The organism is Streptomyces sp. NPDC001852, from assembly GCF_042891825.1.
Taxonomy (GTDB): domain Bacteria; phylum Actinomycetota; class Actinomycetes; order Streptomycetales; family Streptomycetaceae; genus Streptomyces.
In genome coordinates this window covers 116,551-141,492 of sequence record NZ_JBIATN010000008.1, presented here as the reverse complement: position 1 = coordinate 141,492, position 24,942 = coordinate 116,551, and the positions used below count along the sequence as shown (strand labels likewise).

The 24,942-nt window shown below is 70.0% G+C and carries 25 protein-coding genes; 10 read left to right on the top strand and 15 right to left on the bottom strand.

The window, feature by feature from the left end; genetic code table 11:
• Positions 1-5 precede the first annotated feature (5 nt).
• Positions 6-2,537 (bottom strand): transglycosylase domain-containing protein, encoded by a 2,532-nt coding sequence (locus ACFYZB_RS16145; RefSeq protein WP_388759067.1) that lies wholly within the window; start codon positions 2,535-2,537, stop codon positions 6-8.
• Between the two features lie 1,374 nt (positions 2,538-3,911).
• Here ACFYZB_RS16145 and ACFYZB_RS16140 point away from each other — a divergent pair.
• Genes ACFYZB_RS16140 through ACFYZB_RS16125 form a run of 4 tightly spaced genes read left to right on the top strand, consistent with a single transcriptional unit; the run spans position 3,912 to position 7,192 of the window.
• Positions 3,912-4,712 (top strand): ABC-2 family transporter protein, encoded by an 801-nt coding sequence (locus ACFYZB_RS16140; protein ID WP_351207171.1) that lies wholly within the window; start codon positions 3,912-3,914, stop codon positions 4,710-4,712.
• A 37-nt stretch (positions 4,713-4,749) separates the two neighbouring features.
• Positions 4,750-5,526 carry an ABC transporter permease gene (locus ACFYZB_RS16135; protein WP_388759065.1) on the top strand — a complete coding sequence of 259 codons (777 nt, stop codon included), beginning with the start codon at positions 4,750-4,752 and terminating at the stop codon, positions 5,524-5,526.
• A 1-nt stretch (position 5,527) separates the two neighbouring features.
• On the top strand, positions 5,528-6,490 hold the full coding sequence (locus tag ACFYZB_RS16130) for an ATP-binding cassette domain-containing protein (protein WP_388758773.1): 963 nt from the start codon (positions 5,528-5,530) through the stop codon (positions 6,488-6,490).
• 9 nt (positions 6,491-6,499) lie between these two features.
• Positions 6,500-7,192 carry a DUF1707 domain-containing protein gene (locus ACFYZB_RS16125; RefSeq protein ID WP_388758771.1) on the top strand — a complete coding sequence of 231 codons (693 nt, stop codon included), beginning with the start codon at positions 6,500-6,502 and terminating at the stop codon, positions 7,190-7,192.
• 15 nt (positions 7,193-7,207) lie between these two features.
• Here the strand turns inward: ACFYZB_RS16125 and ACFYZB_RS16120 are convergent, their stop codons facing one another.
• The 3 genes from ACFYZB_RS16120 to ACFYZB_RS16110 form a co-directional block, all read right to left on the bottom strand.
• The gene (locus tag ACFYZB_RS16120; protein ID WP_388758769.1) at positions 7,208-7,597 is read right to left on the bottom strand and encodes a hypothetical protein; all 390 of its coding nucleotides are present in this window, start codon (positions 7,595-7,597) and stop codon (positions 7,208-7,210) included.
• Between the two features lie 122 nt (positions 7,598-7,719).
• Positions 7,720-8,457 (bottom strand): ribonuclease PH, encoded by a 738-nt coding sequence (gene rph / locus ACFYZB_RS16115; protein WP_351207161.1) that lies wholly within the window; start codon positions 8,455-8,457, stop codon positions 7,720-7,722.
• A gap of 92 nt (positions 8,458-8,549) precedes the next feature.
• Positions 8,550-8,783: a glucose PTS transporter subunit EIIB gene (locus ACFYZB_RS16110; RefSeq protein WP_069780600.1), complete on the bottom strand. Its 234-nt coding sequence runs from the start codon at positions 8,781-8,783 to the stop codon at positions 8,550-8,552.
• Positions 8,784-8,984: 201 nt separating this feature from the next.
• On the opposite strand from ACFYZB_RS16110, the gene ACFYZB_RS16105 reads away from it, so the two are divergent.
• Both ACFYZB_RS16105 and ACFYZB_RS16100 read left to right on the top strand, forming a co-directional pair.
• On the top strand, positions 8,985-10,301 hold the full coding sequence (locus tag ACFYZB_RS16105) for a PTS transporter subunit EIIC (protein ID WP_351207159.1): 1,317 nt from the start codon (positions 8,985-8,987) through the stop codon (positions 10,299-10,301).
• A gap of 165 nt (positions 10,302-10,466) precedes the next feature.
• Positions 10,467-11,732: a PTS transporter subunit EIIC gene (locus tag ACFYZB_RS16100; RefSeq protein ID WP_388758766.1), complete on the top strand. Its 1,266-nt coding sequence runs from the start codon at positions 10,467-10,469 to the stop codon at positions 11,730-11,732.
• Between the two features lie 68 nt (positions 11,733-11,800).
• Here the strand turns inward: ACFYZB_RS16100 and ACFYZB_RS16095 are convergent, their stop codons facing one another.
• The gene (locus ACFYZB_RS16095; RefSeq protein ID WP_351207155.1) at positions 11,801-12,553 is read right to left on the bottom strand and encodes an MBL fold metallo-hydrolase; all 753 of its coding nucleotides are present in this window, start codon (positions 12,551-12,553) and stop codon (positions 11,801-11,803) included.
• Positions 12,554-12,780: 227 nt separating this feature from the next.
• Here ACFYZB_RS16095 and ACFYZB_RS16090 point away from each other — a divergent pair, with 227 nt between their 5' ends.
• Positions 12,781-13,239, top strand: a complete 459-nt coding sequence (locus tag ACFYZB_RS16090; RefSeq protein WP_388758764.1) for a type II toxin-antitoxin system PemK/MazF family toxin — start codon at positions 12,781-12,783, stop codon at positions 13,237-13,239.
• Between the two features lies 1 nt (position 13,240).
• Here the strand turns inward: ACFYZB_RS16090 and ACFYZB_RS16085 are convergent, their stop codons facing one another.
• From ACFYZB_RS16085 to clpS, 9 genes are all read right to left on the bottom strand, one after another.
• Positions 13,241-13,690: a hypothetical protein gene (locus ACFYZB_RS16085; protein ID WP_388758762.1), complete on the bottom strand. Its 450-nt coding sequence runs from the start codon at positions 13,688-13,690 to the stop codon at positions 13,241-13,243.
• Between the two features lie 139 nt (positions 13,691-13,829).
• Positions 13,830-15,896, bottom strand: coding sequence for a putative Ig domain-containing protein (locus ACFYZB_RS16080; protein ID WP_351207149.1), 2,067 nt, complete (start codon positions 15,894-15,896; stop codon positions 13,830-13,832).
• 285 nt (positions 15,897-16,181) lie between these two features.
• Entirely contained in the window at positions 16,182-17,132 is a 951-nt protein-coding gene (locus ACFYZB_RS16075) for a PLP-dependent cysteine synthase family protein (protein ID WP_055708393.1), read from the bottom strand.
• A gap of 17 nt (positions 17,133-17,149) precedes the next feature.
• Positions 17,150-17,428: a MoaD/ThiS family protein gene (locus ACFYZB_RS16070; RefSeq protein ID WP_153533642.1), complete on the bottom strand. Its 279-nt coding sequence runs from the start codon at positions 17,426-17,428 to the stop codon at positions 17,150-17,152.
• Between the two features lie 86 nt (positions 17,429-17,514).
• Entirely contained in the window at positions 17,515-17,610 is a 96-nt protein-coding gene (locus tag ACFYZB_RS16065) for a putative leader peptide (RefSeq protein WP_388758759.1), read from the bottom strand.
• A gap of 79 nt (positions 17,611-17,689) precedes the next feature.
• The gene (locus ACFYZB_RS16060) at positions 17,690-18,112 is read right to left on the bottom strand and encodes a Mov34/MPN/PAD-1 family protein (RefSeq protein WP_388758757.1); all 423 of its coding nucleotides are present in this window, start codon (positions 18,110-18,112) and stop codon (positions 17,690-17,692) included.
• A 159-nt stretch (positions 18,113-18,271) separates the two neighbouring features.
• Positions 18,272-19,708, bottom strand: a complete 1,437-nt coding sequence (locus tag ACFYZB_RS16055) for an amino acid permease (RefSeq protein WP_388758755.1) — start codon at positions 19,706-19,708, stop codon at positions 18,272-18,274.
• Between the two features lie 351 nt (positions 19,709-20,059).
• Positions 20,060-20,665 carry a DUF2017 domain-containing protein gene (locus tag ACFYZB_RS16050; RefSeq protein WP_351207140.1) on the bottom strand — a complete coding sequence of 202 codons (606 nt, stop codon included), beginning with the start codon at positions 20,663-20,665 and terminating at the stop codon, positions 20,060-20,062.
• A 42-nt stretch (positions 20,666-20,707) separates the two neighbouring features.
• Positions 20,708-21,025, bottom strand: coding sequence for an ATP-dependent Clp protease adapter ClpS (gene clpS / locus ACFYZB_RS16045; RefSeq protein WP_046423157.1), 318 nt, complete (start codon positions 21,023-21,025; stop codon positions 20,708-20,710).
• A gap of 57 nt (positions 21,026-21,082) precedes the next feature.
• Here clpS and ACFYZB_RS16040 point away from each other — a divergent pair, with 57 nt between their 5' ends.
• A complete protein-coding gene (locus ACFYZB_RS16040; RefSeq protein WP_388758753.1) occupies positions 21,083-22,429 on the top strand; it encodes a nicotinate phosphoribosyltransferase in 1,347 nt (448 codons plus the stop codon).
• A gap of 96 nt (positions 22,430-22,525) precedes the next feature.
• Positions 22,526-23,119: a nicotinamidase gene (locus ACFYZB_RS16035; RefSeq protein ID WP_388758751.1), complete on the top strand. Its 594-nt coding sequence runs from the start codon at positions 22,526-22,528 to the stop codon at positions 23,117-23,119.
• Between the two features lie 116 nt (positions 23,120-23,235).
• Here the strand turns inward: ACFYZB_RS16035 and ACFYZB_RS16030 are convergent, their stop codons facing one another.
• Positions 23,236-23,559, bottom strand: a complete 324-nt coding sequence (locus tag ACFYZB_RS16030; RefSeq protein WP_388758748.1) for a hypothetical protein — start codon at positions 23,557-23,559, stop codon at positions 23,236-23,238.
• A gap of 1,075 nt (positions 23,560-24,634) precedes the next feature.
• On the opposite strand from ACFYZB_RS16030, the gene ACFYZB_RS16025 reads away from it, so the two are divergent.
• Entirely contained in the window at positions 24,635-24,892 is a 258-nt protein-coding gene (locus tag ACFYZB_RS16025; RefSeq protein WP_388758746.1) for a hypothetical protein, read from the top strand.
• Positions 24,893-24,942 lie beyond the last annotated feature (50 nt).

The following is a 24,942-nucleotide window of genomic DNA, read 5'->3' as shown; positions in this document are numbered from 1 at the left end:
TGGCGTCAGGCTGCTGGGTCGCCGCCTCCGGCGCCGGCGGCCGTGCCTGTCGTGCCGCCGGCGCCGGCATCGGTTCCGCCGCCCGTGGTCGTGCCGCCGCCGGTGGTCCCTGCGTCGGTCGTGCCGCCGCCGGTGGTGCCGCCGCCGTCGGTCGTGCCGCCGCCCGTGGTTCCGCCGCCGGTGGTGGTGCCGGTCGTGGTGCCGCCGGTGGTACCGGTGCCGCCGGTGGTGGTGGGACCGCCGGTGGTGGGTGTGCCGGTGGTGCCGCCGGTGGTCGGGCTGGGGGTGCCACCGCCGGTGGTCGGGGTGCCGGTGGTGGCGCCGGTGTTCTGGCCGCCGGTGGTGCCGGGCTGGGCCGAGCCGGTGGCGCTGGGCGGCTGCGGCTGGTCGGCGCCCTGCTCCAGCTGGAGGTCGAAGTCGGAGGCCGGCTTGTCCTTCAGCGCGGCCCCCGTGTACTGGGCCCAGATCGAGGTCGGCGCGCCGCCGCCGTTGATGCGCGGCTGGCCGAGGGCGCCGTACAGGGGCATGTGCTTGGCCGTCACCGGGTCCTGGCCCATGACCGAGACCACGGTGGCCAGGTCGGGGGTGTAGCCGGCGAACCAGGCGGCGGTGTCGTTCTCGGCGGTACCGGTCTTGCCGGCCGCCGGGCGGCCCGCGGCCTGTGCGGTGGTGGCGGTGCCGTTGTCGACCACGCTCTGCAGGATGGAGGTGGTGGTGTCGGCGGCTTCCCGGCTGACGACCTGCTTGACCGGCTGGTCGGGGAGCTTGACGTCCTCCGTGCCGTCCTTGGTGATCTTCTCGATCATCGTGTACGTGCCGTGCTGACCGTGGTTGGCGAGGGTCGCGTAGGACTCCGCCATGTCCAGGACGCTGGCGGTGGCGGTGCCGAGGGCGATCGACGGGTACGGCTGGAGGTCGGGGGTGTTGGAGGGGACGCCGAGGTCGATCGCGGTCTGCTTGACCTTGGACGGGCCGACGTCGACGGCCATCTGTGCGTAGACGGCGTTCACGGACAGGTCCGTCGCCTTGGTGACGGTGATCTGGCCGTACGACTTCTGGTCCTCGTTCTGCGGGGCGTAGGCGCCGCCGCTCCAGCCCTGTACGGGGCGTTCGTTGGTGCCGTCGTACATGGTGTTCGGCGTGATGGTGCGGCCGTCCTGGGTGGTCGAGCCGTTCTGCACCGCGGAGGTGAACACGAAGGGCTTGAAGGTGGAGCCGACCTGGAAGTCACCGCGGGTGGCGCCGTTGGTGTACTGCTTGACGTAGTCGATGCCGCCGTACATGGCGACGACCTTGCCGGTCTTCGGGTCGACGGAGGCGCCGCCCGCGCGGACGTAGTTGTCGACCTTGTTGTTCTTCTTGTCCAGCTTGGAGATCAGCTGGTCGTTCACCGCCTTGACGAAGGCGTTCTGCTTGCTCTTCTGGATGGTGGTGGTGATGCGGTAGCCGCCCAGCGCGAGTTGGTCGTCGGTGAGGATGTTGTTGGTGGTCAGGTAGTGCTTGACCGCCTCGACGAGGTAGCCGCGCTGGCCGGACATGCCGGTGGAGACGGTCTGTTCCTTCGGCATCGGGAACGTCATGCCGGCGCGCTGGGCCGCGCTGAGCCAGCCCTTCTTGACCATGCCGTCCAGGACGTAGTTCCAGCGGGCGACGGCCGCGGCCTTGTTCTCGGGGTGGGCGACGACGTCGTACTCGCTGGGCGCGTTGACGAGCGCGGCGAGGTAGGCGGCGCGGGCCGGGTCGAGGTTCTGGGCGTCCACGCCGTAGTAGGCCTGGGCGGCGGACTGGATGCCGTAGGCGTTGCGGCCGAAGTAGCTGGTGTTGAGGTAGCCCTCGAGGATCTCGTCCTTGGTCTTGTTGCGGTCCAGCTTGATCGAGATGAAGAACTCCTTGGCCTTGCGGGTGAGCGTCTGCTCCTGGCCCAGGTAGTAGTTCTTCACGTACTGCTGGGTGATCGTCGAGCCGGACTGCTTGCCCTTGCCGGTCGCGGTGTTCCAGGCGGCGCGGACCATCGCCTTGGGGTCGATGGCCGACTCGGTGTAGAAGTCGCGGTCCTCGGCGGCCAGTACGGCGTGCTGGGCGGCCTTGGAGACCTGGGCGAGGCTGACGTTCTCCCGGTTGATCTGGCCGTCGCGGGCCAGCTGGGAGCCGTCGGCGTAGAGGTAGACGTTGGCCTGCTTGGTGGCGAGGGCGTTGGCCGGCGGGATGTTGACCATCGAGTAGCCGAGGAAGAAGAGGCCGACGAGCAGCAGGATGCCGATGACGAAGGTGCCGAGCACCATGCGCCAGGTCGGGATGATCCGTCGCCATCCGGTCCGCTTGGGCCGCTTCGGCTGCTTGCCGTTGCCTCCGTTGCCTCCGGCGGGGGTGGCGGCGAGGAGGTTGGTCTTGTCCTCGGGAGGGGGCGTGGTGGTGCCGGTGCTTGCGTTGAGGCGGGGGCCGGTGCCGGTGCCGCGGGTGGTGGCTCCGGCCGCGGCGGCTGCGGCTGCGGCGCCCGCCGGGCCGGCCTGGGCGGCACCGGCGGCGCCGGCGGCCAGGCCGGCGGCACCGACTGCTCCGGCCGTGCGGTCGGCACCGCGGCCCGGGCGGGGGGCGCGGGGGGCGGTGTCGGGGCCGGTCGTACGAGGGGTGCGCCCGGCGGCGTCCGGTTCGGCCGCTCGGGGTGCGTTGACCCGTCGGAGAACCTGGGTGGTCTCGGGTGCCGCCGCCTTGCCGGACTGGTCCCCCTGCTCCGCCCGGGGCGGGGTGACACGCCGGAGAACCTGCGTGCTCTCGGCGGACTGGGCCTGCTCGGACCCGGCCCGTGCGGCCGGGACCTGCGGCTTCCCGGCATCGGTACGGGGCTGACCGGAGTCCTGGGACCCGGTCGAGGCACCGGAGGCCGGTGAGGGGGTGGGCGCTCCTGCCGAGCCCCCGCGAGTCTGCGCGTCACCGCGAGCCGCCGCACGCTCACCGGAGCCCGAAGCCCCGCCGGGTGCCGAGGCGGCATCAGCCGCCGCGCCGTTCTCCCGAGCAGCCGGCCCCTTGCCGGACACCGACGCGCCCCGGCCCGCCGAGCCCCCGCGAGTCTCCGGCGCTCCCCGGTCCTGCGAGCTCCGACCGGAACCCGGGACGTCACCGGACGCCGAGCCCCCGCGGGCCGTCGGCGCTTCACCGGCAGCCTCACCGGAAGCCCCGCCGGAGGTCGATGCACCGCGAGCCGCCGTACCCCCACCGGAGCCCCGAGCCCCGCCGGGCGCCGAGGGCCCGGACGGAGGTGTGTCGCCGCTGGACTCGGGTGTGCCCTGGTGGTCCGGCCGGCCACCTCGGGCCGCCTGGCGGGCCCGGGCCATGGAGGCCGTACGGTCCACGGCCGAGCGGTCGGCCGGAGTCGACGCGGCGGCCGGAGCCGGGCGGTCCTGGGACGCCGCAGGGTCACCCGTCCGGCCGAGCCCGGCCTCACGGGACTGCTCGCCCTGTCCGGACCGCGTGGCCTCCGCCGTACTCCCGGTACTCCCTGTACCCGCCGCAGCCGTACCCGCCGTACCCCCCGCACCCGGCGCCTCGTCGGGCCGCGTCGATGCGTCGGCCCCCTCGGGCCGGGTCGGCTTGTCGGTCGGCCTGGCCTGGGCGGGGGCCGGTTCGGCGTGGTCGCCGGGCCCTTCAGCCGGCAGCGGCCTTCTCGGCGGCACGCCTTCGGTCGGCTGCTGCGGCTGCGGCTCGTCGCTCATGTCGTGCACGGACTCCTGTTTCGCGTCGTACGTTCCCGTACGCCTCGTACGCTTCTGCGCCCCCCGTTTGAAGACTCTCGCACCTGGCGTTCCGTTCCCGGATTCCAGCACGCTTCGGGCACGAAATTGCGTGGCCGGTCGGCGGTCCCGGGACTAGGCTCCTGCGCTTCGGTGTCGAGCGGTCCCGGGAGGTGGACTGGCGTGGGCGCGGGACGGTTGTACGTGGCCGTCGCGGCGGGGGGATTCAGACGGTACGCGACGTATCGGGCCGCCACTGCGGCAGGGGTGTTCACGAACACGGTCTTCGGACTGATCCTCGTCTATACCTATCGCGCGCTGTGGGACGAGCGGCCCCACCTCGGCGGATGGGATCAGGCGCAGGTCGTGACGTATGTGTGGCTGGGGCAGGCGTTCCTGTCGACGCTCGCGATCGGCGGCGGGGGCGTCGAGAACGAGTTGATGGAACGCATCCGTACGGGGGACGTGGCGATCGATCTGTACCGGCCCGCCGATCTGCAGCTGTGGTGGCTGGCGACGGACCTGGGCCGGGCGTTCTTCCAGCTGGTCGGGCGGGGGCTCGTTCCCTTCGTCTTCGGTGCGCTGTGCTTCCCCGTCTACTTACCGACGGACGTGGGCACCTGGGTCGCCTTCTTCGTCGCCGTGCTGCTGGCGATGATCGTCGGGTTCGGCATCCGGTATCTGGTGGCGCTGAGCACGTTCTGGTTCCTGGACGGTACGGGTGTGACGCAGATGTCCTGGCTCGTCGGCTATTTCTGCTCGGGCATGCTGCTGCCGCTGAACATCTTCCCGGGGGCGCTCGGCGAGGTCGTACGGGTGCTGCCGTGGTCCTCGCTGCTCCAGGCGCCGGCGCAGATCCTGCTGGGGCACGCGGACCCGCTGGGCACGTATGTGTTCCAGGGGGCGTGGGCGGTGGTGCTGCTGGGTGCGGGGCGGCTGGTGCAGTCGGCGGCGACGCGGCGGGTGGTGGTCCAGGGTGGGTGAGAGCGGTCGGCTGAGGGAGGGCCTGCGGGCCTATCTGATGATCGCCGGGATGTGGATCAGGTCCACGATGGCCTACCGCGCCTCGTTCGTGATGACCACGTTCGGGAACTTCGCGGCGACCTTCTTCGACTTCGTCGCGATCATGCTGATGTTCTCGCGGGTGGACGCCCTGGGCGGCTGGTCGCTGCCCGAGGTGGCCTTCCTGTACGGCCTGTCGGGGACGGCCTTCGGCCTGGCCGACCTGGTGATCGGCTCGATGGAGCGGCTGGGGCGGCGGGTGCGTGACGGCACGCTGGACACGCTGCTGGTGCGTCCGGCGCCGGTGCTGGCGCAGGTGGCGGCCGACCAGTTCGCCCTCAGGCGGCTGGGCCGGGTGACACAGGGCCTGCTGGTGCTGGGGTGGGCGGTCGCCCGGCTGGACATCGACTGGACGCCGCTGAGGCTGCTGCTGATGCCGGTGATCCTGGTGAGCGGCTGCGGGATCTTCTGCGCGGTGTTCGTGGCGGGGGCGGCGTTCCAGTTCCTGGCGCAGGACGCCTCGGAGGTGCAGAACGCCTTCACCTACGGCGGGACGACGCTGCTGCAGTATCCGCCGACGGTGTTCGCGAAGGAGCTGGTGCGCGGGGTGACGTTCGTGCTGCCGCTGGCCTTCGTCAACTGGCTGCCCGCGACCTATGTGCTGGGGCGGCCGTATCCGCTGGGACTGCCGCGGTGGACGGCGTTCGCACCTCCGCTGGTGGCGGTGGGGTGCTGTGCGCTGGCGGGGCTGGCCTGGCGGGCGGGACTTCGTTCGTACCGGAGCACGGGGAGCTAGCGTGGGTGATTTCATCGTTCTCGACGGGGTCGAGAAGGTCTTCGAGGTGCGCAGGAAGACCGGGTTCCTGAAGCGGGAGCGGCGCGGGGTGCGGGCGGTGGACTCGATCTCGTTCACCGTGGCGCGCGGGGAGATGGTCGGGTACATCGGGCCGAACGGCGCGGGGAAGTCGACCACGATCAAGATGCTGACGGGGATCCTGACGCCGAGTGCGGGGCGGCTGCGCGTGGCGGGGATCGACCCGTCCCGGGAGCGGCGGCGCCTCGCGCACCGGATCGGGGTGGTGTTCGGGCAGCGTACGACCCTGTGGTGGGACCTGCCGCTGATGGACTCCTACCGGCTGGCGCACCGCATGTACCGGATCCCTGAGGCCCGTTACCGCGAGAACCTGGACCGGTGCGTGGAACTCCTGGAGCTGGAGGCCCTGTTGGACGTGCCGGTGCGGCAGCTCTCGCTCGGGCAGCGGATGCGCGGGGACATCGCGGCGGCCCTGCTGCACGACCCCGAGGTGCTGTACCTGGACGAGCCGACGATCGGCCTGGATGTCGTGTCGAAGTCGAAGGTCCGTGGTTTTCTGCGGGAGTTGAACGCCGAGCGGGGCACGACCGTGCTGCTGACCACGCACGATCTGCAGGACATCGAGCAGTTGTGCTCGCGGGTGATGGTGATCGACCACGGCCGGCTGGTGTACGACGGCCCGCTGGCGGGGCTGCACGAGGCCGGGGAGAGCGAGCGGACGCTGGTGGTGGACCTGGAGCGGGAGCTGCCGCCGGTCCGGGTGCCGTCGGCGCGCGTGGTGCGGGTGGAGGGTCCGCGGCAGTGGCTGGCGTTCCCGGCGGGGCAGTCGGCGGCGCCGCTCGTGGCGCATCTCGCGGCGGAGTATCCGCTGGTGGACCTGTCGGTGCGGGAGCCGGACATCGAGGCCGTCATCGCCAAGATGTACGCGGAGAAGGCGGTCTCGTAGGCTTCTGTCATGACCGACGACGCAAGTCCGGACCTCCGGGCGTCCGACGCCGACCGTGAACGGGTCGCCGAAGTCCTGCGGGACGCCCTGGCCGAGGGCCGGCTCGACATGCAGGAGTTCGAGGAGCGGCTGGAGGCTGCGTACAAGGCGCGTACGTACGGCGAGCTCGCGCCGCTCACCCGCGATCTGCCGACGGCCCACGCACCGGCGCCCACTGCGGTCTCCTTCACCAAGGAACCGGCGCAGGGCGGGGGTTGGGCGGGGCGGATCGTGGGGGGCGAGGGGTCCTCGGCGGGTGCGGTCGCCATCATGTCCGGCTTCCAGCGCAAGGGGCGCTGGACGGTGCCGAAGCAGTTCAACTGCTTCGCGTTCTGGGGCGGCGGCGAGATCGACCTGCGGGAGGCGGACTTCGCGGACCGCGAGGTCGAGATCAACTGCGTGGCGATCATGGGCGGTGTGCAGGTCGTCGTGCCGCCGGGGGTCGAGGTCGTCGTCCGTGGCATCGGCATCATGGGCGGCTTCGACCATCCGCGGGACGACGGGCCGCCCGAACCGGGCGCTCCGCGGGTGATCATCGGGGGTCTGGCGTTCTGGGGCGGGGTGGATGTGACCCGCAAGATCACCCGGGCGGAGCAGCAGCGGCTGAAGGAGCAGCGCCGGCTGGAGAAGCTGGAGCGGAAGTCCAGGAAAGAGCTGGACTGAGGCGCGCCGGGCTGCCTATTTCGAGCACACCTTGGTCAGTTCGCCCGCCGCGTCCGTCACCGGGCCCAGGTCCGGGGTCCGGTCGCCGTTCCTGATGGCCGTACGGACGTTGCCCACGGCCTTGCGCAGGTCGTCGACCGCCTTGTTGACGTCGGCGTTGTCGGTCTTGTCGCCGATCTTGTCGAGGTTCTTCTCGATGGAGTCCAGGGAGCTGTCCGCCTGAGCGGGGTCGTTCGCTGCGTTCTCCACGGCCTGCTGCAGGTCGGTGACGCTGTCGGCGATGGAGTCGGCAGTCTGCACGCAGTCCAGGGCCTTGTTCACGGCGTCGCATCCGCCGGTGAGTGCGGCGGTGAGCGCGACGCTCGCCACGGCGACGGCGGTGAGACGGCGTCGGCTGACGGCCATGGTGGTGGTTCCTCCCCTGGTAAGGCTGCGCTGTACCCCTAGGACGCCGAGGAGGGCGTGCGGGTTGCCCGCACGCCCTCCCTTTGTTGGTCCGCCCTTTACCCGGCTCTTTACCCGGCTGTCTACTTCGCGAGCGTGGCTTCCAGGGCCGCGCGCTGGTGGGCGGTGAGCTCGGCGCAGCCGGTGACGGCGAGGTCGAGCAGGGCGTTCAGTTCGTCGCGGGCGAAGGGCTCGGCCTCGGCGGTGCCCTGGACCTCGACGAAGCGGCCGTCGCCGGTGCAGACGACGTTCATGTCGGTCTCGGCGCGCACGTCCTCCTCGTAGCAGAGGTCGAGCAGGGGCACTCCGCCGACGATGCCGACCGAGACGGCGCTCACGGTGCCGGTCAGCGGCTGCCGGCCGGCCTTGATCAGCTTCTTGCCCTGGGCCCAGGAGACGGCGTCGGCGAGCGCGACGTACGCGCCGGTGATGGCTGCCGTACGGGTGCCGCCGTCGGCCTGGAGGACGTCGCAGTCGAGGACGACGGTGTTCTCGCCGAGCGCCTTGTAGTCGATGACGGCGCGCAGGGAGCGGCCGATGAGCCGGGAGATCTCGTGGGTGCGGCCGCCGATCTTGCCCCTGACGGACTCGCGGTCGCCGCGGGTGTTGGTGGCGCGGGGCAGCATGGCGTACTCCGCGGTGACCCAGCCCTCGCCGCTGCCCTTGCGCCAGCGGGGGACGCCCTCGGTCACGGATGCGGTGCAGAACACCTTGGTGTCGCCGAAGGAGACGAGGACGGAGCCCTCGGCGTGCTTGCTCCAGCCGCGTTCGATGGTGACCGGGCGGAGCTGTTGGGGGGTACGGCCGTCGATGCGAGACATGGCAAGGAGCCTAGCCGTACCCGTGGGAGGGGCTCCTCCCGCAGGTGTTCCTGTGTGTGGGGGGAGCCCCTTCCGAGGCGAGCCGGCGGGGCTCACATCATGTCTTCGATCTCCGCGGCGATCGGGTCGGCGTCGGTGCCGATGACGACCTGGATGGCCGTGCCCATCTTGACGACGCCGTGGGCGCCGGCGGCCTTCAGGGCGGTCTCGTCGACCAGGGAGGGGTCGGACACCTCGGTGCGCAGCCGGGTGATGCAGCCCTCGATCTCCTCGATGTTGTCGATACCGCCGAGGCCGGCGACGATCTTCTCAGCCTTGCTGGCCATGTCCTGTCTCCCTGAATTCCCTGATCCGAACCGCTTTGTCGCAGTAACCCACAGTTGGCCCAACTTCGCGAGCGGTCTTGCCGTGTGTGCCGAATGATGGCGGTCACGAGTCACGACAGCGGAGCCGTCCCGCGAACTGGTCTACACCACGGCCGGTACGGTCGCCAAACCGCGTCCGAGTCGAGTGGCCGGGAGGACGCCATGAGCGCCGACAGCGCGCCCGCCGACAGCACGGCCGGCCCGGCGCGGGAGCGCTGGAACCGCCTGTTCCAGGGCCTGCAGAAGATGGGACGCAGTCTGCAGCTGCCGATCGCGGTGCTGCCGGCGGCGGGCATCATCAACCGGCTGGGCCAGCCGGACGTGTTCGGCAAGGACGGGCTGGGCTGGACGAACGTCTCCAAGGTCATGGCGGGCGCGGGCGGCGCCCTGCTCGACGGCTCGATCGGGCTTCCGCTGCTGTTCTGCGTGGGCGTGGCGATCGGCATGGCGAAGAAGGCGGACGGCTCGACGGCGCTGGCGGCGGTGACGGGCTTCCTCGTCTACTACGGGGTGCTGCACCAGTTCCCGCAGTCCTGCCCCGGCGGCTCCACGGCGATCCCGCAGGTCGGCTGCCAGGTGACCGTCGGTGCGGGCACGGGTTCGGTGACGCCCTTCACCTTCCAGAACCCGGGCGTCTTCGGCGGGATCGTGCTGGGCCTGATGGCCGCCTTCCTGTGGGCCCGGTTCCACCGCACCAGGCTGGTGGACTGGCTGGGCTTCTTCAACGGCCGCCGGCTGGTGCCGATCATCATGGCGTTCGTCGCCATCCTCTTCGCGGCGCTGTGCCTGTGGATCTGGCCGCCGATCGGCAGCGGCCTGGAGGGTTTCAGCAAGTGGCTGCGGGACGCGGGCTCCTGGGGTGCGGGCGTCTTCGGCGTCGCGAACCGGGCGCTGCTCGTCGTCGGGCTGCACCAGTTCCTGAACGTGCCCATCTGGTTCCAGTTCGGCAGCTACACCAAGCCGGACGGCACGGTGGTGCACGGCGACATCAACATGTTCCTCCAGGGCGACCCGCACGCGGGCCAGTTCACCTCGGGCTTCTTCCCGATCATGATGTTCGCGCTGCCGGCCGCCGCGCTGGCCATCACGCACTGCGCGAGGCCCGGCCGTCGCAAGGAGGTCGGCGGTCTGATGCTGTCGGTGGCGCTCACGTCGTTCGTGACCGGCATCACCGAGCCGATCGAGTACTCGTTCATGTTCATCGCGCCGCTGCTGTACGCCGTCCACGCGCTGCTCACCGGTGTCTCGATGGCGGTGACCTGGGCGCTCGGGGTGCACGACGGGTTCAGCTTCTCGGCCGGCCTGATCGACTACGTCATCAACTGGCGGCTGGCGACGAAACCCTGGCTGATCATCCCGATCGGCCTGTGCTTCGCGGCGGTCTACTACGCCGTCTTCCGGTTCGCGATCACCAGGTTCGACCTGAGGACGCCGGGCCGCGAGCCGGAGGACGAGGTCGAGGACATCACCAAGGCCTGAGGGTCTACAGCGCGTAGCACAGCAGTAGCGGATTCGCGGGTTCCTTACGCCGCCTTCATCGTGCTACAACAGGTCTACACCACCAAGTGGTGTAGACCAGAGACGCTGCCGTCCCCTCCCCCATGATTCCACGGGCGGCGCCTTGCATGCCCCCAGGAGGAACTTGTGACCACGGCGACCGCCGCTCCCGCGGCCGAGAAGAAGAAGGGCGCCGGCGTGATGGCTGTGCTGCAGCGCATCGGCCGCAGCCTGATGCTGCCGGTGGCGGTGCTGCCGGCCGCCGCCCTCCTGGTGCGCCTCGGCAACACCGACATGCTGGGCCGCCCGTCCTTCCCGACGTTCCTGACGAAGATCGCGTCGTTCATGGCGGCCGGCGGCAACGCGATCCTCGACAACATGGCGCTGCTGTTCGCCGTGGGCATCGCGATCGGCTTCGCGAAGAAGTCGGACGGCTCCACCGCGCTCGCCGCGGTCGTCGGCTACCTCGTCTTCAAGAACGTGCTGGGCACGTTCACCGACAAGAACCTGCCGAAGGTGGCGACCGCCGTCGACGGCAAGGTCGTCATGGTCAACGCCCCGGTGGACGCCAAGGTCCTCGGCGGTGTGGTGATGGGCATCGTCGTGGCGCTGCTGTACCAGCGCTTCTACCGCACCAAGCTGCCCGACTGGGCGGGCTTCTTCGGCGGCCGCCGCCTGGTGCCGATCCTGTCCGCCTTCGCCGGTCTCGTCATCGGCATCGTCTTCGGCTACATCTGGCCGGTCCTCGGCACGGGCCTGCACAACTTCGGTGAGTGGCTGGTCAAGTCGGGCGCGGTCGGCGCGGGCATCTTCGGTGTCGCCAACCGTGCGCTGATCCCGATCGGCATGCACCACCTGCTGAACTCCTTCCCCTGGTTCCAGGCGGGCGACTACCACGGCAAGAGCGGTGACATCGCGCGCTTCCTGGCCGGCGACCCGCACGCGGGCCAGTTCATGACCGGCTTCTTCCCGATCATGATGTTCGGTCTGCCGGCGGCGTGCCTGGCCATGGTGCACTGCGCCCGTCCGGAGCGCCGCAAGGTGGTCGGCGGCATGATGTTCTCCATCGCGCTGACCTCGTTCGTCACGGGCGTGACCGAGCCCATCGAGTTCACGTTCATGTTCATCGCGCCGGTGCTGTACGCGATCCACGCGGTGCTCACGGGTGTCTCGCTGGCGCTGACCTGGGCGCTGGGCATGAAGGACGGCTTCGGCTTCTCGGCCGGAGCGGTCGACTTCGGCCTGAACCTGGGCATCGCGACCAACCCCTGGGGCCTGGTCCTGGTCGGCCTGTGCTTCGCGGCGGTCTACTACGGCGTCTTCCGGTTCGCGATCATCAGGTTCAACCTGCCCACACCGGGCCGGGAGTCGGACGAGGAACTCGCCGAGCTGCAGAAGGCCGAGGCGAAGTAGCCCTTCCCCGCACACGTCGAAGGCCCCGGAACGCATGGGTTCCGGGGCCTTCGCGCCGTCCGCGACGGCTAGATCTCGTACGTCGCCCTCGGCACCGCCAGCTCCACCGGCCCCCCGAACACCTCGCGCGCGTCACGCAGGTTGGCCCGCGGGTCGGTCCACGGCGGAATGTGGGTGAGCACCAGGCGCCGGGCACCGGCCCTGGCGGCCGTCTCGCCCGCCTCACGGCCGTTGAGGTGCAGGTCGGGGATGGTCTCCTTGCCGTGCGTGAACGCGGCCTCGCACAGGAACAGGTCGGTGTCCCGGGCCAGCTGGTCCAGCGCCTCGGTGACCCCCGTGTCGCCGGAGTACGTCAGCGACCGCCCGCCGTGCTCGACACGGATGGCGTACGCCTCCACGGGATGGCGGACCCGCTCGGTGTGCACCGTGAAGGGGCCGATCTCGAACGTGGACGGCTTCACGGTGTGGAAGTCGAACACCTCGCTCATGGAGGAGGCGGAGGGCGTGTCGGCGTAGGCCGTGGTCAGGCGGTGCTCGGTGCCCTCGGGGCCGTACACCGGGATGGGGTCGCAGCGGCCTCCGTCGTGGCGGTAGTAGCGCGCGACGAAGTACCCGAGCATGTCGATGCAGTGATCGGCGTGCAGATGGCTCAGGAAGATCGCGTCGAGGTCGTAGAGACCGCAGTGGCGCTGCAGCTCGCCCAGGGCGCCGTTGCCCATGTCGAGAAGCAGCCGGAAGCCGTCGGCCTCTACGAGGTAGCTCGAGCAGGCCGATTCCGCGGACGGGAACGACCCCGAGCAGCCGACGACGGTGAGCTTCATGAAGCAGAAACCTCCGTTGGCGGAAAGATCGAACGGCAAGATCGAAAGGGCGGGGAACGGGGGTCGTGCGGTTTGTCGAGCGTAAGGCGCAAAAGCACGGGTCGCTCCTCCGCCAGGGGCCGTTGTGGGCGAACTCACCTGTGCTGTCACCGGTTCGGCTGGACCGGGGGCGCAGAAGGTTCCGCAGAGGGCGCGCGCTCATCGGCGCGCGCCGGTAACGTCGTCGTATGGACACGTCCTGGTGGCTGGCACTCGCGGCGGTGATACTGCTCGCGCTGGTCGCCACGCTCATCGACGGCTGGGGGCGCGGCCGGCGGTACGCCGGACGGCGTCTGAGGCCGCTCGGCCGCGCGGGAACGCGCCCGGCCGAGGCCGCCCGGCCGGCCCCCGGGGACATCTGGTGGGCGGACGTCCCTTACGAGGACCGGACCGAGGCCAAGGACCGGCCGTGTCTGGTGCTGGCCGTGCGCGGGAACCGGGCCACGGTCGCCAAGATCACCAGCAAGTACCACGACGAGCGCGCGGGCGTGATCCCGCTGCCGCCGGGCGCGGTCGGCGACGCCCGGGGCCGGCCGAGCTTCCTGGAGACGGACGAGCTGCGTGAGGTGCCGGTGGGCGACTTCCGGCGCCGGGTGGGTGTGGTCGACCCCGTTCTGTGGGACCAGGTGCGGCACCTCGCAGGCTGACCTACTTCACGGTCACCGTGACCGTCCACTCCTGGATCCCCTTGCAGGAGACCTGGCCCGGTGCCGTCGGCTCGGCGCACAGGGGCCGGGAGGACGTCAGTTTCTCCGTGCCGGTGTTCACCGCCTGGTACGCCGCCGTCGCCTGGCCCGGCTGGATGACGAAACCGGCGTTGATGCCCTTCAGCGCGGTGCCTTCGGCCATGACCGGCTTCCAGTGGCGGGACTTGGTGCCGTTGAGGGCCAGGCGGACCTCGCCGCCCTTGGCCACGCACACGGTACGGCCGCTGTCGGAGACCTTGAGCTGGACGAGGGGGGCGCAGCGGGTGCCGGTCGGGGACGCGGACGGTGACACCTTGCTGTCACCGCCTGCGCCGGCCTTGCCGCTCTGGGAGCCGCAGCCGGCGAGGAGCAGCGCTGCCGCCGCGAGGGCGCAGAGGGTCGTACGGCGCATGGGGTTCGCCTTTCTGCCGTGCGTGGCCGTGAGGGAGGTCGGCCGCCTGGTGCAGATGAGACGTGCCGGCCGCCAAAAAGGATCCCGCACGCGGAAGGAAATATTCCGCATGCGGGATCCGGTGCTCACGGGCGGCGGATCAGCTGGTCGTCAGGGCGGTGTCGTCCACGACGAAGCTGGTCTGCTGCGAGGAGTCCTCCACGCCGTTGAACTTCAGGGTGACCGTCTGGCCCGCCAGCGAGGACAGGTCGAAGGTCTTCTGCGCGTAACCCGAGGCGGCGTTGACGTTCGAGTACGTCGCCAGGGTGGTCGAACCGGCGGTCACCGTCAGCTTGTCGTACGCGGTGCTGCCGGTCTCGGCGGTGTCGATGTGCAGGTAGAAGGTGAGCGTGGCCTTGCAGCCGGCCGGGATCGTCACCGACTGGGACACGGTGTCGGTGTGCGAGGAGCCGTAGCCGTCGAGCCAGGCGTAGTACGAGCCGCCGTGGGCCGCCTCACCGGTGTCGTTGGTGATGACCCCGCTGGACGCGCTCCAGCCGGTGTTGCCCGACTCGAAGCCCGGGTTGGCCAGCAGCTGGGAGCCGGAGCAGGTGCCGCCGGAGGAGCCGACGGTCCAGGTGAAGGAGGTCGAGCCGGAGGCGCCGGTGGAGTCCTTCGCGGTGACCGTGACCTGGTAGGTGCCCGCGGTGGACGCCGTACCGGAGATCAGGCCGGTGGAGCTGTTGATGGACAGGCCGGTAGGCAGGCCGGAGGCGCTGTAGGTGAGGGTCGCGCCCGCGCTGTCGCTTGCCTGGATCTGCAGGCTCGCCGAGCCGCCGGTCGTGGTGGACTGGCTGCCGGGGTTGGTGACGCTCACCGTGTTGCCGGTGCTGGAGCCGGAGGTGAAGGCGGCGGTGCCGTTCGGGGTGCCCCAGCCGGTCGGGCCGTCGTAGCCGGTGCCGGCGGTGCAGAAGTACGAGGTGGAGCAGGAGCCGTTGTGGCCGCTGGTCACGTCGTACAGGTTGCTGGTGTGGGAGTACGGGTACTTCGCCGGGTAGTCGCTGGAGCCCGGGGTGCCCGCGAGGGCGTACACGCTCGCGATGATCGGCGAGGAGGCGCTGGTGCCGCCGACGACGCCCCAGCCGGAGCCGCCGTAGGTGTCGTAGACCGCGACGCCGGTGGCCGGGTCGGCGACCGCCGAGACGTCGGCCTCCATGCGCTTGGAGCAGCCGGTGTCGGTCTGCCAGCTCGGCTTCGGGTCGTAGGCGGAGCAGCCGGAGCCGGTGCCCTCGGTGGAGCTGGTGTTCCAGACGGACTCGCTCCAGCCCCGGGAGTTGGAGGACTGGGTCAGCGCGGTGCCGCCGACGGCGGTCACGTACTGCGAGGTCGCCGGGTACTCGGCGCCGTAGGCGGAGTCACCCGCGGACACGGTGATGGCGACGCCGGGGTGCTTGAAGTACGAGGTGTCCTCGCTGGTCTGCGAGGAGGACTCGGAGCCGCCCCAGCTGTTGGAGACGAACTTGGCGCCGAGCGAGACGGCCTCGTTCTCGGCGATGCCGAGGTCGGTGTCGTTCGCCGAGTTGGCCTCGACCAGGATGATGCTGCAGTTCGGGCAGACCGCGCTGACCATGTCGACGTCGAGCATCTCTTCACCGGCCCAGCCGGTGTCGTTCGTCGGCAGCGAGGTGGTGGAGCCGGTCTGGCTGACCTGCTTGAAGCAGCCGTTGGCCTTGGTGCACGCGGACAGACCGTACTGCGAGCGGTAGGTGGCCAGGTCCGACTCGGCGTTCGGGTCGTTGTAGGCGTCGACGATGGCGACCGTCATGCCCGAACCGCCCGTGGTGGGCAGGTTGTAGGCGCTGTGCAGGTTGGCCGGGGAGAGGCCGGAGGGCGCGGCCGCGGCGAGTGCCGAGGCGAGCCGCTGCTTGATGTCCGTGCGGCGCTGGGCGAAGCAGGACGCGTGGCCCGGCGCGGCCTTGGCGCACAGGTGCTGGGTCGGCACCTTCTGGCCGGCCTTGCCCGTCGAGTGGAAGGTCTGCCGCTGGGGGGCGGTCAGCGCCTTGGCGTTCTGCGTGACCTTGGTGGTGTGCGGGTGCGCGCTGGTGGGCTGCGCCCCCGCCGTGGGCGCCGCGGTGAATCCGGCGACGGTCAGGGCGAGGGCGGGGAAGGCGACGGCGACGAGTCTTCGCAGACTCCGTCTCCGGCTGCTCGGGCGTGACTCACGCATGGGGTACTGCCTCCGGTTGACGTGGGGATTCGCACTGGATTGGCAGGCCCGTGACGCGCGTAGCGGCGGCAGGACCGCGCAGTCATGAGCATGACATTCTCAGGCACCTGTCATCGCCTGGTGAGCGTGACATGACAGGGTGCGGGAGGACGGTAGCTCTGGCCTGAGCACCACTGGCAGTGGTGAAAGAATTTCTTTGCCTTGCCATAGGAATGGCTTAGCCCCCTCATAGGAGGGGGCTGGTGACCGCTTGATCCGCGTTAATGCGGTGTTACGGAAACCGTGCTAGGCCCAGAGCTGGCCCTGCAGTGTCTCGATGGCCTCTTCCGTGGTGGCCGCCGTGTAGACGCCGGTGGACAGGTACTTCCAGCCGCCGTCGGCCACGATGAAGACGATGTCGGCGGACTCCCCCGCCTTGACCGCCTTCTTCCCGACGCCGATCGCCGCGTGCAGGGCGGCGCCGGTCGAGACGCCCGCGAAGATGCCCTCCTGCTGCAGGAGTTCACGGGTGCGGGTGACCGCGTCGGCCGAGCCGACCGAGAAGCGGCTGGTGAGGACCGAGGCGTCGTACAGCTCGGGGACGAAGCCCTCGTCCAGGTTCCTGAGGCCGTACACCAGGTCGTCGTAGCGCGGTTCGGCGGCGACGATCTGCACGCCCGGCCTGTGCTCGCGCAGATAGCGGCCGACGCCCATCAGGGTGCCGGTGGTGCCGAGGCCGGCCACGAAGTGGGTGATCGACGGCAGGTCCGCCAGGATCTCCGGGCCGGTGGTGGCGTAGTGGGCGCCGGCGTTGTCCGGGTTGCCGTACTGGTAGAGCATCACCCAGTCGGGGTGCTCGGCGGCCAGCTCCTTCGCCACGCGCACGGCGGTGTTGGAACCGCCCGCGGCCGGGGAGGAGATGATCTCGGCGCCCCACATGCCGAGCAGGTCCCGGCGCTCCTGCGAGGTGTTCTCCGGCATCACGCACACCATGCGGTAGCCCTTGAGCTTGGCCGCCATGGCGAGCGAGATGCCCGTGTTGCCCGAGGTGGGCTCCAGGACGGTGCAGCCCGGGGTGAGCCGGCCGTCCTTCTCCGCCTGCTCGATCATGTGCAGCGCGGGACGGTCCTTGACCGAGCCGGTCGGGTTGCGGTCCTCCAGCTTGGCCCAGATGCGGACGTCGGCGGACGGCGAGAGCCGCGGCAGGCGCACCAGAGGGGTGTTGCCCACCGCGGCCAGCGGGGAGTCGTAGCGCATCGCTGCTCAGCGACCGATCAGCGCATGCCGCCGGCGACGGCCGGCAGGATCGTCACGGTGTCGCCGTCGGACAGCTTGGTGTCGATGCCGTCGATGAAGCGGACGTCCTCGTCGTTCAGGTACACGTTGACGAAGCGGCGCAGCTTGCCCTCGTCCACGATGCGCGCCTGGATGCCCGCGTGCCGGGTCTCGAGGTCGGCGAACAGCTCGGTGAGGGTGTTTCCGCTGCCCTCCACCGCCTTCTGGCCGTCCGTGTAGGTGCGGAGGATGGTCGGGATGCGGACCTCGATGGCCATGGCTCAGGGCTCCTGTCGGAAAGGGTTCGTCGATTCGGGCGTGCGGCGGCGCGCCCCGGCACACGGCCGTACGGCGGCAGGAAACGTCAACAGATGGCGCTGTTCAGCCTGCACAGGTCGACGTGCAGCCGCGCCACGAGCAGCACGCCCGGCGCCTTCTCGCTCACGTCGTACAGAACCATGGGCTCATCGTATCGATTCCCGGTCCGGGTCTCGGAGTGTGATTCCGTATGCCGGACGGATTTCGTCCGGTGGGCGAGATCAGTAGGCGTCCACGACCTTGACCTCCTCCTCCGTGACCTCGCCGTCCACGATCCGGAAGGAGCGGAACTGGAATGCGCCGAGCCCGTCGGTGTCGGCGGTGGAGACCAGGACGTAGTGGGCGCCGGGCTCGTTGGCGTAGGAGATGTCGGTGCGCGAGGGGTAGGCCTCGGTCGCGGTGTGGGAGTGGTAGATGACCACCGGCTCCTCGTCGCGGTCGTCCAGCTCGCGGTAGAGCTTGAGCAGGTCGCCGGAGTCGAACTCGTAGAAGGTGGGCGACATGGCCGCGTTCAGCATCGGGACGAAGCGCTCGGGGCGGTCCGAGCCCGCCGGGCCCGCGACGACCCCGCACGCCTCGTCGGGGTGGTCCTTGCGGGCGTGGGCGACGATCTGGTCGTACAGGGCCTGGGTGATGGTCAGCATGTCGGTCAGGATAAGCAGAGGGGCCGTCCCGTACCGAGGTGTGGTACGGGACGGCCCACATCGCGGACGTCCTGAGCGGCGGCCGCCGGGGGCGCCACGAGTGCTCCCGACGGCCGGACGTCCGTTTTTCCGATGGCTTTCCGGTCGCTTTCGCGCGGGTCAGCGCCTGCGGAAGGCCGCCGCCTCCGGGTTGCGGCGCCTGAGCACCCAGTAGGAGACGCCGAGGATCGCGGCCCACAGCGGAGCACAGTAAAGCGACACCCGGGCGTCCTTGTCGATACCCATGAGTACGATCACCATGAAGATGAACGCCAGCGCGAAGACGCTCGTGTACGGCGCTCCCGGCGCGCGGAACTCGCTCTGCGGCAGCAGCCCGCGGTTCGCCTTGAACCGGTAGCGGATCTGGCAGGCCAGGATGACGATCCAGGCCCACATGCCGGAGATGGTCGCGAAGGAGACGACGTAGTCGAACGCCTTGCCCGGCCACTGGTAGTTGATCCAGACACCCACCAGCATCAGCGCGGCGGAGAACGTCGTGCCGACCAGCGGGGTACCGCTGCGGGTCAGCTTGGTGAAGACCTTCGGGCCCTGGCTGTTGAGCGCCAGGTCGCGCAGCATGCGGCCGGTGGAGTACATGCCGGAGTTGCAGGAGGACAGCGCGGCGGTCAGGACGACGAAGTTGACGATGCCGGCGCCGACGGACAGGCCCATCTTCTGGAACGCGGCGACGAAGGGGCTCACACCCGGGTGGAACTCGGTCCACGGCACGACCGAGAGGATCATGATCAGCGCGCCGACGTAGAAGACGGCGATGCGCCACGGCACGGTGTTGATCGCCTTCGGCAGCACCTTCTTGGGGTCCTTGGACTCGCCCGCGGTGACCCCGACCAGCTCGACGGCGAGGAAGGCGAACATGACCATCTGCAGGGTCATCAGCGTGTTGCCGACGCCGTGCGGGAAGAAGCCGCCGTCGCTCCACAGATGGCTGACCGAGGCGGTCCTGCCGGCGTCGGAGAAGCCCATCGTGAGGATGCCGGCGCAGATCAGGATCATGCCGATGATCGCGGTGACCTTGACCATGGAGAACCAGAACTCCAGCTCACCGAAGAGCTTCACGGAGATCAGGTTGGCGCCGTACAGCACGATCGTGAAGACCAGGGCCGAGACCCACTGCGGGATGTCGAACCAGTACGTCATGTAGGCGGCCGCGGCCGTGACCTCGGTGATGCCGGTGACCACCCAGAACAGCCAGTACGTCCAGCCGGTCACGAAGCCCGCGAAGGGGCCGATGAACTCGCGCGCGTACTCCGAGAACGAGCCCGACACCGGGCGGTACATCAGCAGCTCGCCGAGGGCCCGCATGATCAGGAAGATGACGAGGCCCGCGATGGCGTAGGCCAGGATCAGGCTGGGGCCCGCCTTGGAAATGCCCTTGCCCGCGCCGAGGAACAGGCCGGTGCCGATGGCACCGCCGATGGCGATCATCTGGATCTGGCGGGAGCCGAGCCCCCGCTGGTAGCCCTCGCCGCCCTCGCTGTCCGCGACCCGTGCGGCCTCATTGCCGTCGCGAAGCTGGTCGACCCGCGATGAGGTCATGTGTTGGTGCGCCTTTCTCCATGCCGACCCGGGCCTTCGTCGGCCGCGGATCGGGTTTCGATCCCCCCGGATTGATGGAGCTGGGCGGGATTCACGATCCCGCCCCTGCCTGGCCGACGGTCGTCGGCTCGGTGGCGCACCCGGCCGGACGTGGGTGGTGTCGGCCGGGCGGTCGTGAAGATTTATCACGGCCGCAATGTCGATCACCGAGAGTTGCTGTGGCACGGTTCACAGGTAAAAGCGGACAAAGAGCGTGCGAATGCGGCAAACCAGGCCGCAACGGTAACGCGATCGTTATCCGGATTTGAGCGTCCGCTGAGCGAACACTCGTGCACCGCAAATCCCAGCACGTCAGGGCATAAGGGTGTTGACCAAGGTCTCCTGGAGTCCGCCGAGCCACAGATAGGCCATCACCATCGGCTTGCGCGGGTCCTCGTCCGGCAGCCGGTAGAGCAGATCGGTGTCGTCCTCGTCGGTGATGTCCAGCCGGGTGCCGATCGCGAGCCGCAGGTCGTTGAGGGCGCCGAGCCACTGCCGGGACTGCCCCGGCTCCAGCTTCAGCACGGCCCCGCCCTCGTCCACCGGGGACAGCGCGTCCAGGGCACGGATCACCGCGAGTGCGTTCTCGCGCTTGCCGGCCCGCAGGTCGTTCTCGGTGTACCGGCGGAACTCGGCGGAGTGGGCCTGCTGCTCCTCGGCCTCGGCGGGCGAGTCCGGGGCCTGTTCGGGGTCGCTGTAGGCCTCCGGGAAGAGCCTCCTGAGCACCGGGTCGGCGGGCGGCTCGCTCGGGCCCTCCGCGAACAGTTCGGCGAGCGGGTCCTTCGGACTGTCGGCGCCCGGCCCGGGGCCGATGAGCTCCAGCAGCTGGACGGCCAGCGAGCGGATGATGGAGATCTCGACGTCGTCGAGCGCGACGGCCGCGCCGCCGCCGGGAAGCGGTTCGAAGTGTCCGGGCATCTAAGTGGGTCAGCTACTTCCGGTCCTGCGAGCGGGGGCGGGTCATTTCCGGTCCTGCTGGAGGGTGGCCCACAGGCCGTAGCCGTGCATCGCCTGCACGTCGCGCTCCATCTCCTCGCGGGTCCCGCTGGAGACGACCGCCCTGCCCTTGTGGTGGACGTCGAGCATGAGCTTGGTGGCCTTGTCCTTGGAGTAGCCGAAGTACGTCTGGAAGACGTACGTCACATAGCTCATGAGGTTGACCGGGTCGTTGTGCACGATCGTGACCCAGGGGACGTCGGGCTCGGGTACGGCGAAGACCTCCTCCGCCGACTCGGTGCGTTCGATCTCTACGGGCGCGGGTGACGTCACAGTGACCATGCTGCCACGCGGCCCGGAAATCGTCACACCGACGAAAAGGGAGTAGGATCCGTTGCCATGAACACAGCGGACCTTGGGCTGCCGGTGGATGTTCCCTCGACGGCGCTCTTCACGGACCAGTACGAGCTGACGATGCTGCAGGCCGCGCTGAAGGCCGGTACGGCCGAACGGCGGAGCGTGTTCGAGGTCTTCACCCGGCGGCTGCCGGAGGGGCGCCGCTACGGCGTGGTGGCGGGCACCGGGCGGGTGCTGGACGCGGTGGAGAACTTCCGCTTCGACGGGGGCGTCCTCGGCTTCCTGCGCGAGCGGCAGATCGTCGACGAGGAGACCCTGACGTGGCTCGCCGACTACCGCTTCGGCGGGGACATCTGGGGCTACCCCGAGGGCGAGGTCTACTTCCCCGGCTCACCGATCATGCGCGTGGAGGGCACCTTCGCCGAGTGCGTGCTGCTGGAGACGGTGATCCTCTCCATCCTCAACCACGACTCCGCGATCGCCGCGGCCGCCTCCCGGATGGCCTCCGCCGCCGGTGACCGCCCGCTGATCGAGATGGGCGCCCGCCGCACCCACGAACTGGCCGCCGTGGCCGCCTCGCGCGCCGCGTACGTCGGCGGCTTCGCGACCACCTCCGACCTCGCGGCGGGCTTCCGCTACGGCATCCCGACGGTCGGCACCTCCGCGCACGCCTTCACCCTGCTGCACGACCGGGAGCGGGACGCCTTCCAGGCCCAGGTCGACACCCTCGGCCGGGGCACCACGCTGCTGGTGGACACCTACGACGTCGCCGAGGCCGTCCGTACGGCGGTGGAGGTGGCCGGCCCCGAGCTGGGCGCGGTCCGCATCGACTCCGGCGACCTGCTGCTCGTCGCCCACCGGGTGCGCCAGCAGCTGGACGAGCTCGGTGCCGCCGACACCAGGATCGTCGTCACATCCGACCTCGACGAGTACGCCATCGCCTCCCTCGCCGCCGCCCCCGTGGACGCGTACGGCGTCGGCACCCAGCTGGTCACCGGCTCCGGGCACCCGACCTGCTCCATGGTCTACAAGCTGGTCGCCCGCGCCGAGTCCGGCGACCCGGCCGCGCCCCTGGTGCCGGTCGCGAAGAAGTCCAGCGGCGGCAAGACCTCGATCGGGGGCCGCAAGTGGGCGGCACGGCGGCTGGACGAGGACGGGGTGGCGGAGGCCGAGGTCGTCGGCACCGGCGCGGTCCCGGCGGAGCTCACCGACCGGCAGCTCCTCGTGCAGCTGGTCAAGGGCGGCGACGTCGTCGCCCGCGAGCCCCTGGACGTGCCCCGGGACCGCCACATCGCCGCCCGCGCCAACCTGCCGCTCTCCGCCACCCAGCTCTCCCGAGGGGAACCCGTCATTCCGACGGAGTACGTCCACGGGCGCTCGGGTAGCTAGAGCGAGACCAGCGTCAGTCCTGCCCACGCCCCCTCCCCTACGGGGCCGTAAGTCTCTAGGCTCAGTTACTCAATCCTCAGTCGAAGGACACCCACCATGCGCCGCGCCTTGATCGTCGTAGATGTGCAGAACGACTTCTGCGAGGGGGGCAGCCTCGCGGTGGCCGGGGGCGCGGACGTGGCCGCCGCCATCACCGAGCTGATCGGCCAGGCGGCGGGCACCGGATACCGTCATGTGGTGGCCACCCGGGACCACCACATCGCACCCGGCGGCCACTTCGCCGACAACCCCGACTTCGTCCGCTCCTGGCCCGCGCACTGCGTCGCGGGCACGGAGGGGGTGGGCTTCCACCCCAACTTCGCCCCCGCCGTCGCCTCCGGCGCGGTCGACGCGGTGTTCTCCAAGGGGGAGTACTCGGCGGCCTACAGCGGCTTCGAGGGCCAGGAGGAGAACGGCACGCCCCTGGCCGACTGGCTGCGGGCCCGCCACATCGACGAGGTCGACGTGGTCGGCATAGCCACGGACCACTGCGTACGGGCCACCGCCCTGGACGCGGCCAGAGAGGGCTTCCGGACCCAGGTCCTGTTGGACCTCACGGCGGGCGTGGCCCCGGAGACGACGGAGAGGGCCCTGGAGGAGCTGCGCGAGGCGGGCGTGGAGCTCACGGGCAAGCCCGTGGTGAGCGGTTAGGGCAGCGCCCCGAAGGGGCGCGGGGCTGTGTCGATGTGCGGCTCCGCCGCGCGGGCGCGAGCGACCACGACGGTCCCGCAGGCGCCCGCGCACCGCCACCACCCCCGCAACCTGCGTCACCCCTGCTGAACCACCGGAGGCCTCAGCAACGCCCGGATCGGATGCCACAGCTCGGTCATGATGACACCGTTGTCGGCGGGTGCCGTGCGCCATATCAGGCCGTCGGGGTGGTGCAGCACCGCCGTGACCTCGTCCGGCGTCGGGGGTGCGGTGTTCCCCCGGAGGTAGATCGGGCGCAACCCCAGGTTGCGGAGCCTGGTCAGGGCTCGGGCCCGGTTCTGGGCGTGCACCAGCACCCGCACCCCGGCGGAGCCGTAGGGCAGGTTCAGCGCCACCACAACCGTGCCGTTCGGCAGCTTGCAGAAGCCTCCAGCGGCCATGCGGTCACATCCCCGTTTCGGTCGGTGTCAATAAGCGGTCCACAGGACGCACCTAAACACGATCGGCGGCGACCCGCCAAGGGGTCGCCGCCGATACGCGCCTGACCTGCGGAAATGCCGACTACTTCACCGCGGGACCAACCTTGAGCAAGATCGTCGAGCCGTCCCTGGCCTCCTTGACGATCGCGATCTTGGTGTTGGTGTCAGTGAAGCCCGGCATCCAAATCGTCCTCGGTATGGGTGAACGAGGATGGTTTCAGTGATCACGCCAGCCTTTGGAACTCATGATCGGTAGTGCTGGCTGAGTTCTAGGTGACCCGAGGGAGGGGGGTGGCCAGTGGCACGCAGTCGGGGACAGAGGCGGCAACTGCGTGTACTGGCAGATCCGTTCACGGTGGCCCCGCCGTCAGGGGCTCGCATCAGGGACCGGCTGCACCTGGGCTCGATGGACACGACTGTGCTGCGCCTGGTGGGCGAGTTTCTCGGCCATCATCAACGGGCCGATCTGGCCGAGCGCGTGAGGATCGGTCAGGTCCCCGCCACCGGAGGATGAGCGTGGGGAGAGCTACCGGCCAGGCCGTATCCCAGCCGAGGGCGTGCGGGACCGCGAGCCCATCCAGGACAGCGGGCACGCCCCTTCGGGGCGGCAAGACCCGACCGTGCCGCAGTGACCAGCTCGCGCTGTTCCCAGGCCCTCAAGACCGTTCGGAGGGCCACCGGACCACCGTTGGTCTGGTTCACAGCGAATTGGCCGACACTGGCCAAGGACCTTAGGAACAGTAGTGCTCCACCCAGTCCGGACGGCTCACGAAGCCGGGGTTGCAGGGGCCCGTCTTCAGCGCTCAGGGCAAGTGCATCATGAAGAGCTGACTCTCTTTCACGAAAAGCTCCCGCCGCTCAACCAGCGCAAGAGGGCGACCGCTTCCTGGACCCATGACTCCGTGCGCCCCCTGTGCACCGGTACCGTGGGTTAGGTCACGCTTACCGGGCGCGCCCTTCGGGCATGCACGCGAAGAGAGTCGAATGGCACGCCCCATCCGAAGAATCCCCGAAGACTTCCGAGGACACGATTGTCATGCCTCGTCCGACTGCCGCACAGTTCGTCTACGGTTCGTGCACCGTGATCTTCTCGACGCTCGCCATGCTGCTGCTGTCCCAGACGAGTTCGGGCCTCGGGGTCACCGTCATCGCCCTGGCGGCGCTGGCCCTCGGGCTGCTCGTGGCGATGACGGTGCCGCTGCCGAGGACCCCTACGACCGAGGCACCGGCCGAGGCGACGGCCGAAGCCGCCGAGCCCGCGCCCCAGGAGCAGCCGGTGTCCACCGCGCTGTGAACGGTGCGCACGAAAGCGGCGGGCCCGTGACCCCGATCCCACGGACCCGC

What these genes read in the sequence shown, in the direction of transcription:
- ACFYZB_RS16135 (WP_388759065.1), top strand. Translation starts at nt 4,750, where the DNA reads ATGATCGCCGGGATGTGGATCAGGTCCACGATGGCCTACCGCGCCTCG.
- ACFYZB_RS16125 (WP_388758771.1), top strand. Translation starts at nt 6,500, where the DNA reads ATGACCGACGACGCAAGTCCGGACCTCCGGGCGTCCGACGCCGACCGT.
- ACFYZB_RS16120 (WP_388758769.1), bottom strand. Translation starts at nt 7,597, where the DNA reads ATGGCCGTCAGCCGACGCCGTCTCACCGCCGTCGCCGTGGCGAGCGTC.
- rph (WP_351207161.1), bottom strand. Translation starts at nt 8,457, where the DNA reads ATGTCTCGCATCGACGGCCGTACCCCCCAACAGCTCCGCCCGGTCACC.
- ACFYZB_RS16110 (WP_069780600.1), bottom strand. Translation starts at nt 8,783, where the DNA reads ATGGCCAGCAAGGCTGAGAAGATCGTCGCCGGCCTCGGCGGTATCGAC.
- ACFYZB_RS16105 (WP_351207159.1), top strand. Translation starts at nt 8,985, where the DNA reads ATGAGCGCCGACAGCGCGCCCGCCGACAGCACGGCCGGCCCGGCGCGG.
- ACFYZB_RS16095 (WP_351207155.1), bottom strand. Translation starts at nt 12,553, where the DNA reads ATGAAGCTCACCGTCGTCGGCTGCTCGGGGTCGTTCCCGTCCGCGGAA.
- ACFYZB_RS16090 (WP_388758764.1), top strand. Translation starts at nt 12,781, where the DNA reads ATGGACACGTCCTGGTGGCTGGCACTCGCGGCGGTGATACTGCTCGCG.
- ACFYZB_RS16085 (WP_388758762.1), bottom strand. Translation starts at nt 13,690, where the DNA reads ATGCGCCGTACGACCCTCTGCGCCCTCGCGGCGGCAGCGCTGCTCCTC.
- ACFYZB_RS16080 (WP_351207149.1), bottom strand. Translation starts at nt 15,896, where the DNA reads ATGCGTGAGTCACGCCCGAGCAGCCGGAGACGGAGTCTGCGAAGACTC.
- ACFYZB_RS16075 (WP_055708393.1), bottom strand. Translation starts at nt 17,132, where the DNA reads ATGCGCTACGACTCCCCGCTGGCCGCGGTGGGCAACACCCCTCTGGTG.
- ACFYZB_RS16070 (WP_153533642.1), bottom strand. Translation starts at nt 17,428, where the DNA reads ATGGCCATCGAGGTCCGCATCCCGACCATCCTCCGCACCTACACGGAC.
- ACFYZB_RS16065 (WP_388758759.1), bottom strand. Translation starts at nt 17,610, where the DNA reads ATGGTTCTGTACGACGTGAGCGAGAAGGCGCCGGGCGTGCTGCTCGTG.
- ACFYZB_RS16060 (WP_388758757.1), bottom strand. Translation starts at nt 18,112, where the DNA reads ATGCTGACCATCACCCAGGCCCTGTACGACCAGATCGTCGCCCACGCC.
- ACFYZB_RS16055 (WP_388758755.1), bottom strand. Translation starts at nt 19,708, where the DNA reads ATGACCTCATCGCGGGTCGACCAGCTTCGCGACGGCAATGAGGCCGCA.
- ACFYZB_RS16050 (WP_351207140.1), bottom strand. Translation starts at nt 20,665, where the DNA reads ATGCCCGGACACTTCGAACCGCTTCCCGGCGGCGGCGCGGCCGTCGCG.
- clpS (WP_046423157.1), bottom strand. Translation starts at nt 21,025, where the DNA reads ATGGTCACTGTGACGTCACCCGCGCCCGTAGAGATCGAACGCACCGAG.
- ACFYZB_RS16040 (WP_388758753.1), top strand. Translation starts at nt 21,083, where the DNA reads ATGAACACAGCGGACCTTGGGCTGCCGGTGGATGTTCCCTCGACGGCG.
- ACFYZB_RS16035 (WP_388758751.1), top strand. Translation starts at nt 22,526, where the DNA reads ATGCGCCGCGCCTTGATCGTCGTAGATGTGCAGAACGACTTCTGCGAG.
- ACFYZB_RS16030 (WP_388758748.1), bottom strand. Translation starts at nt 23,559, where the DNA reads ATGGCCGCTGGAGGCTTCTGCAAGCTGCCGAACGGCACGGTTGTGGTG.
- ACFYZB_RS16025 (WP_388758746.1), top strand. Translation starts at nt 24,635, where the DNA reads ATGCCTCGTCCGACTGCCGCACAGTTCGTCTACGGTTCGTGCACCGTG.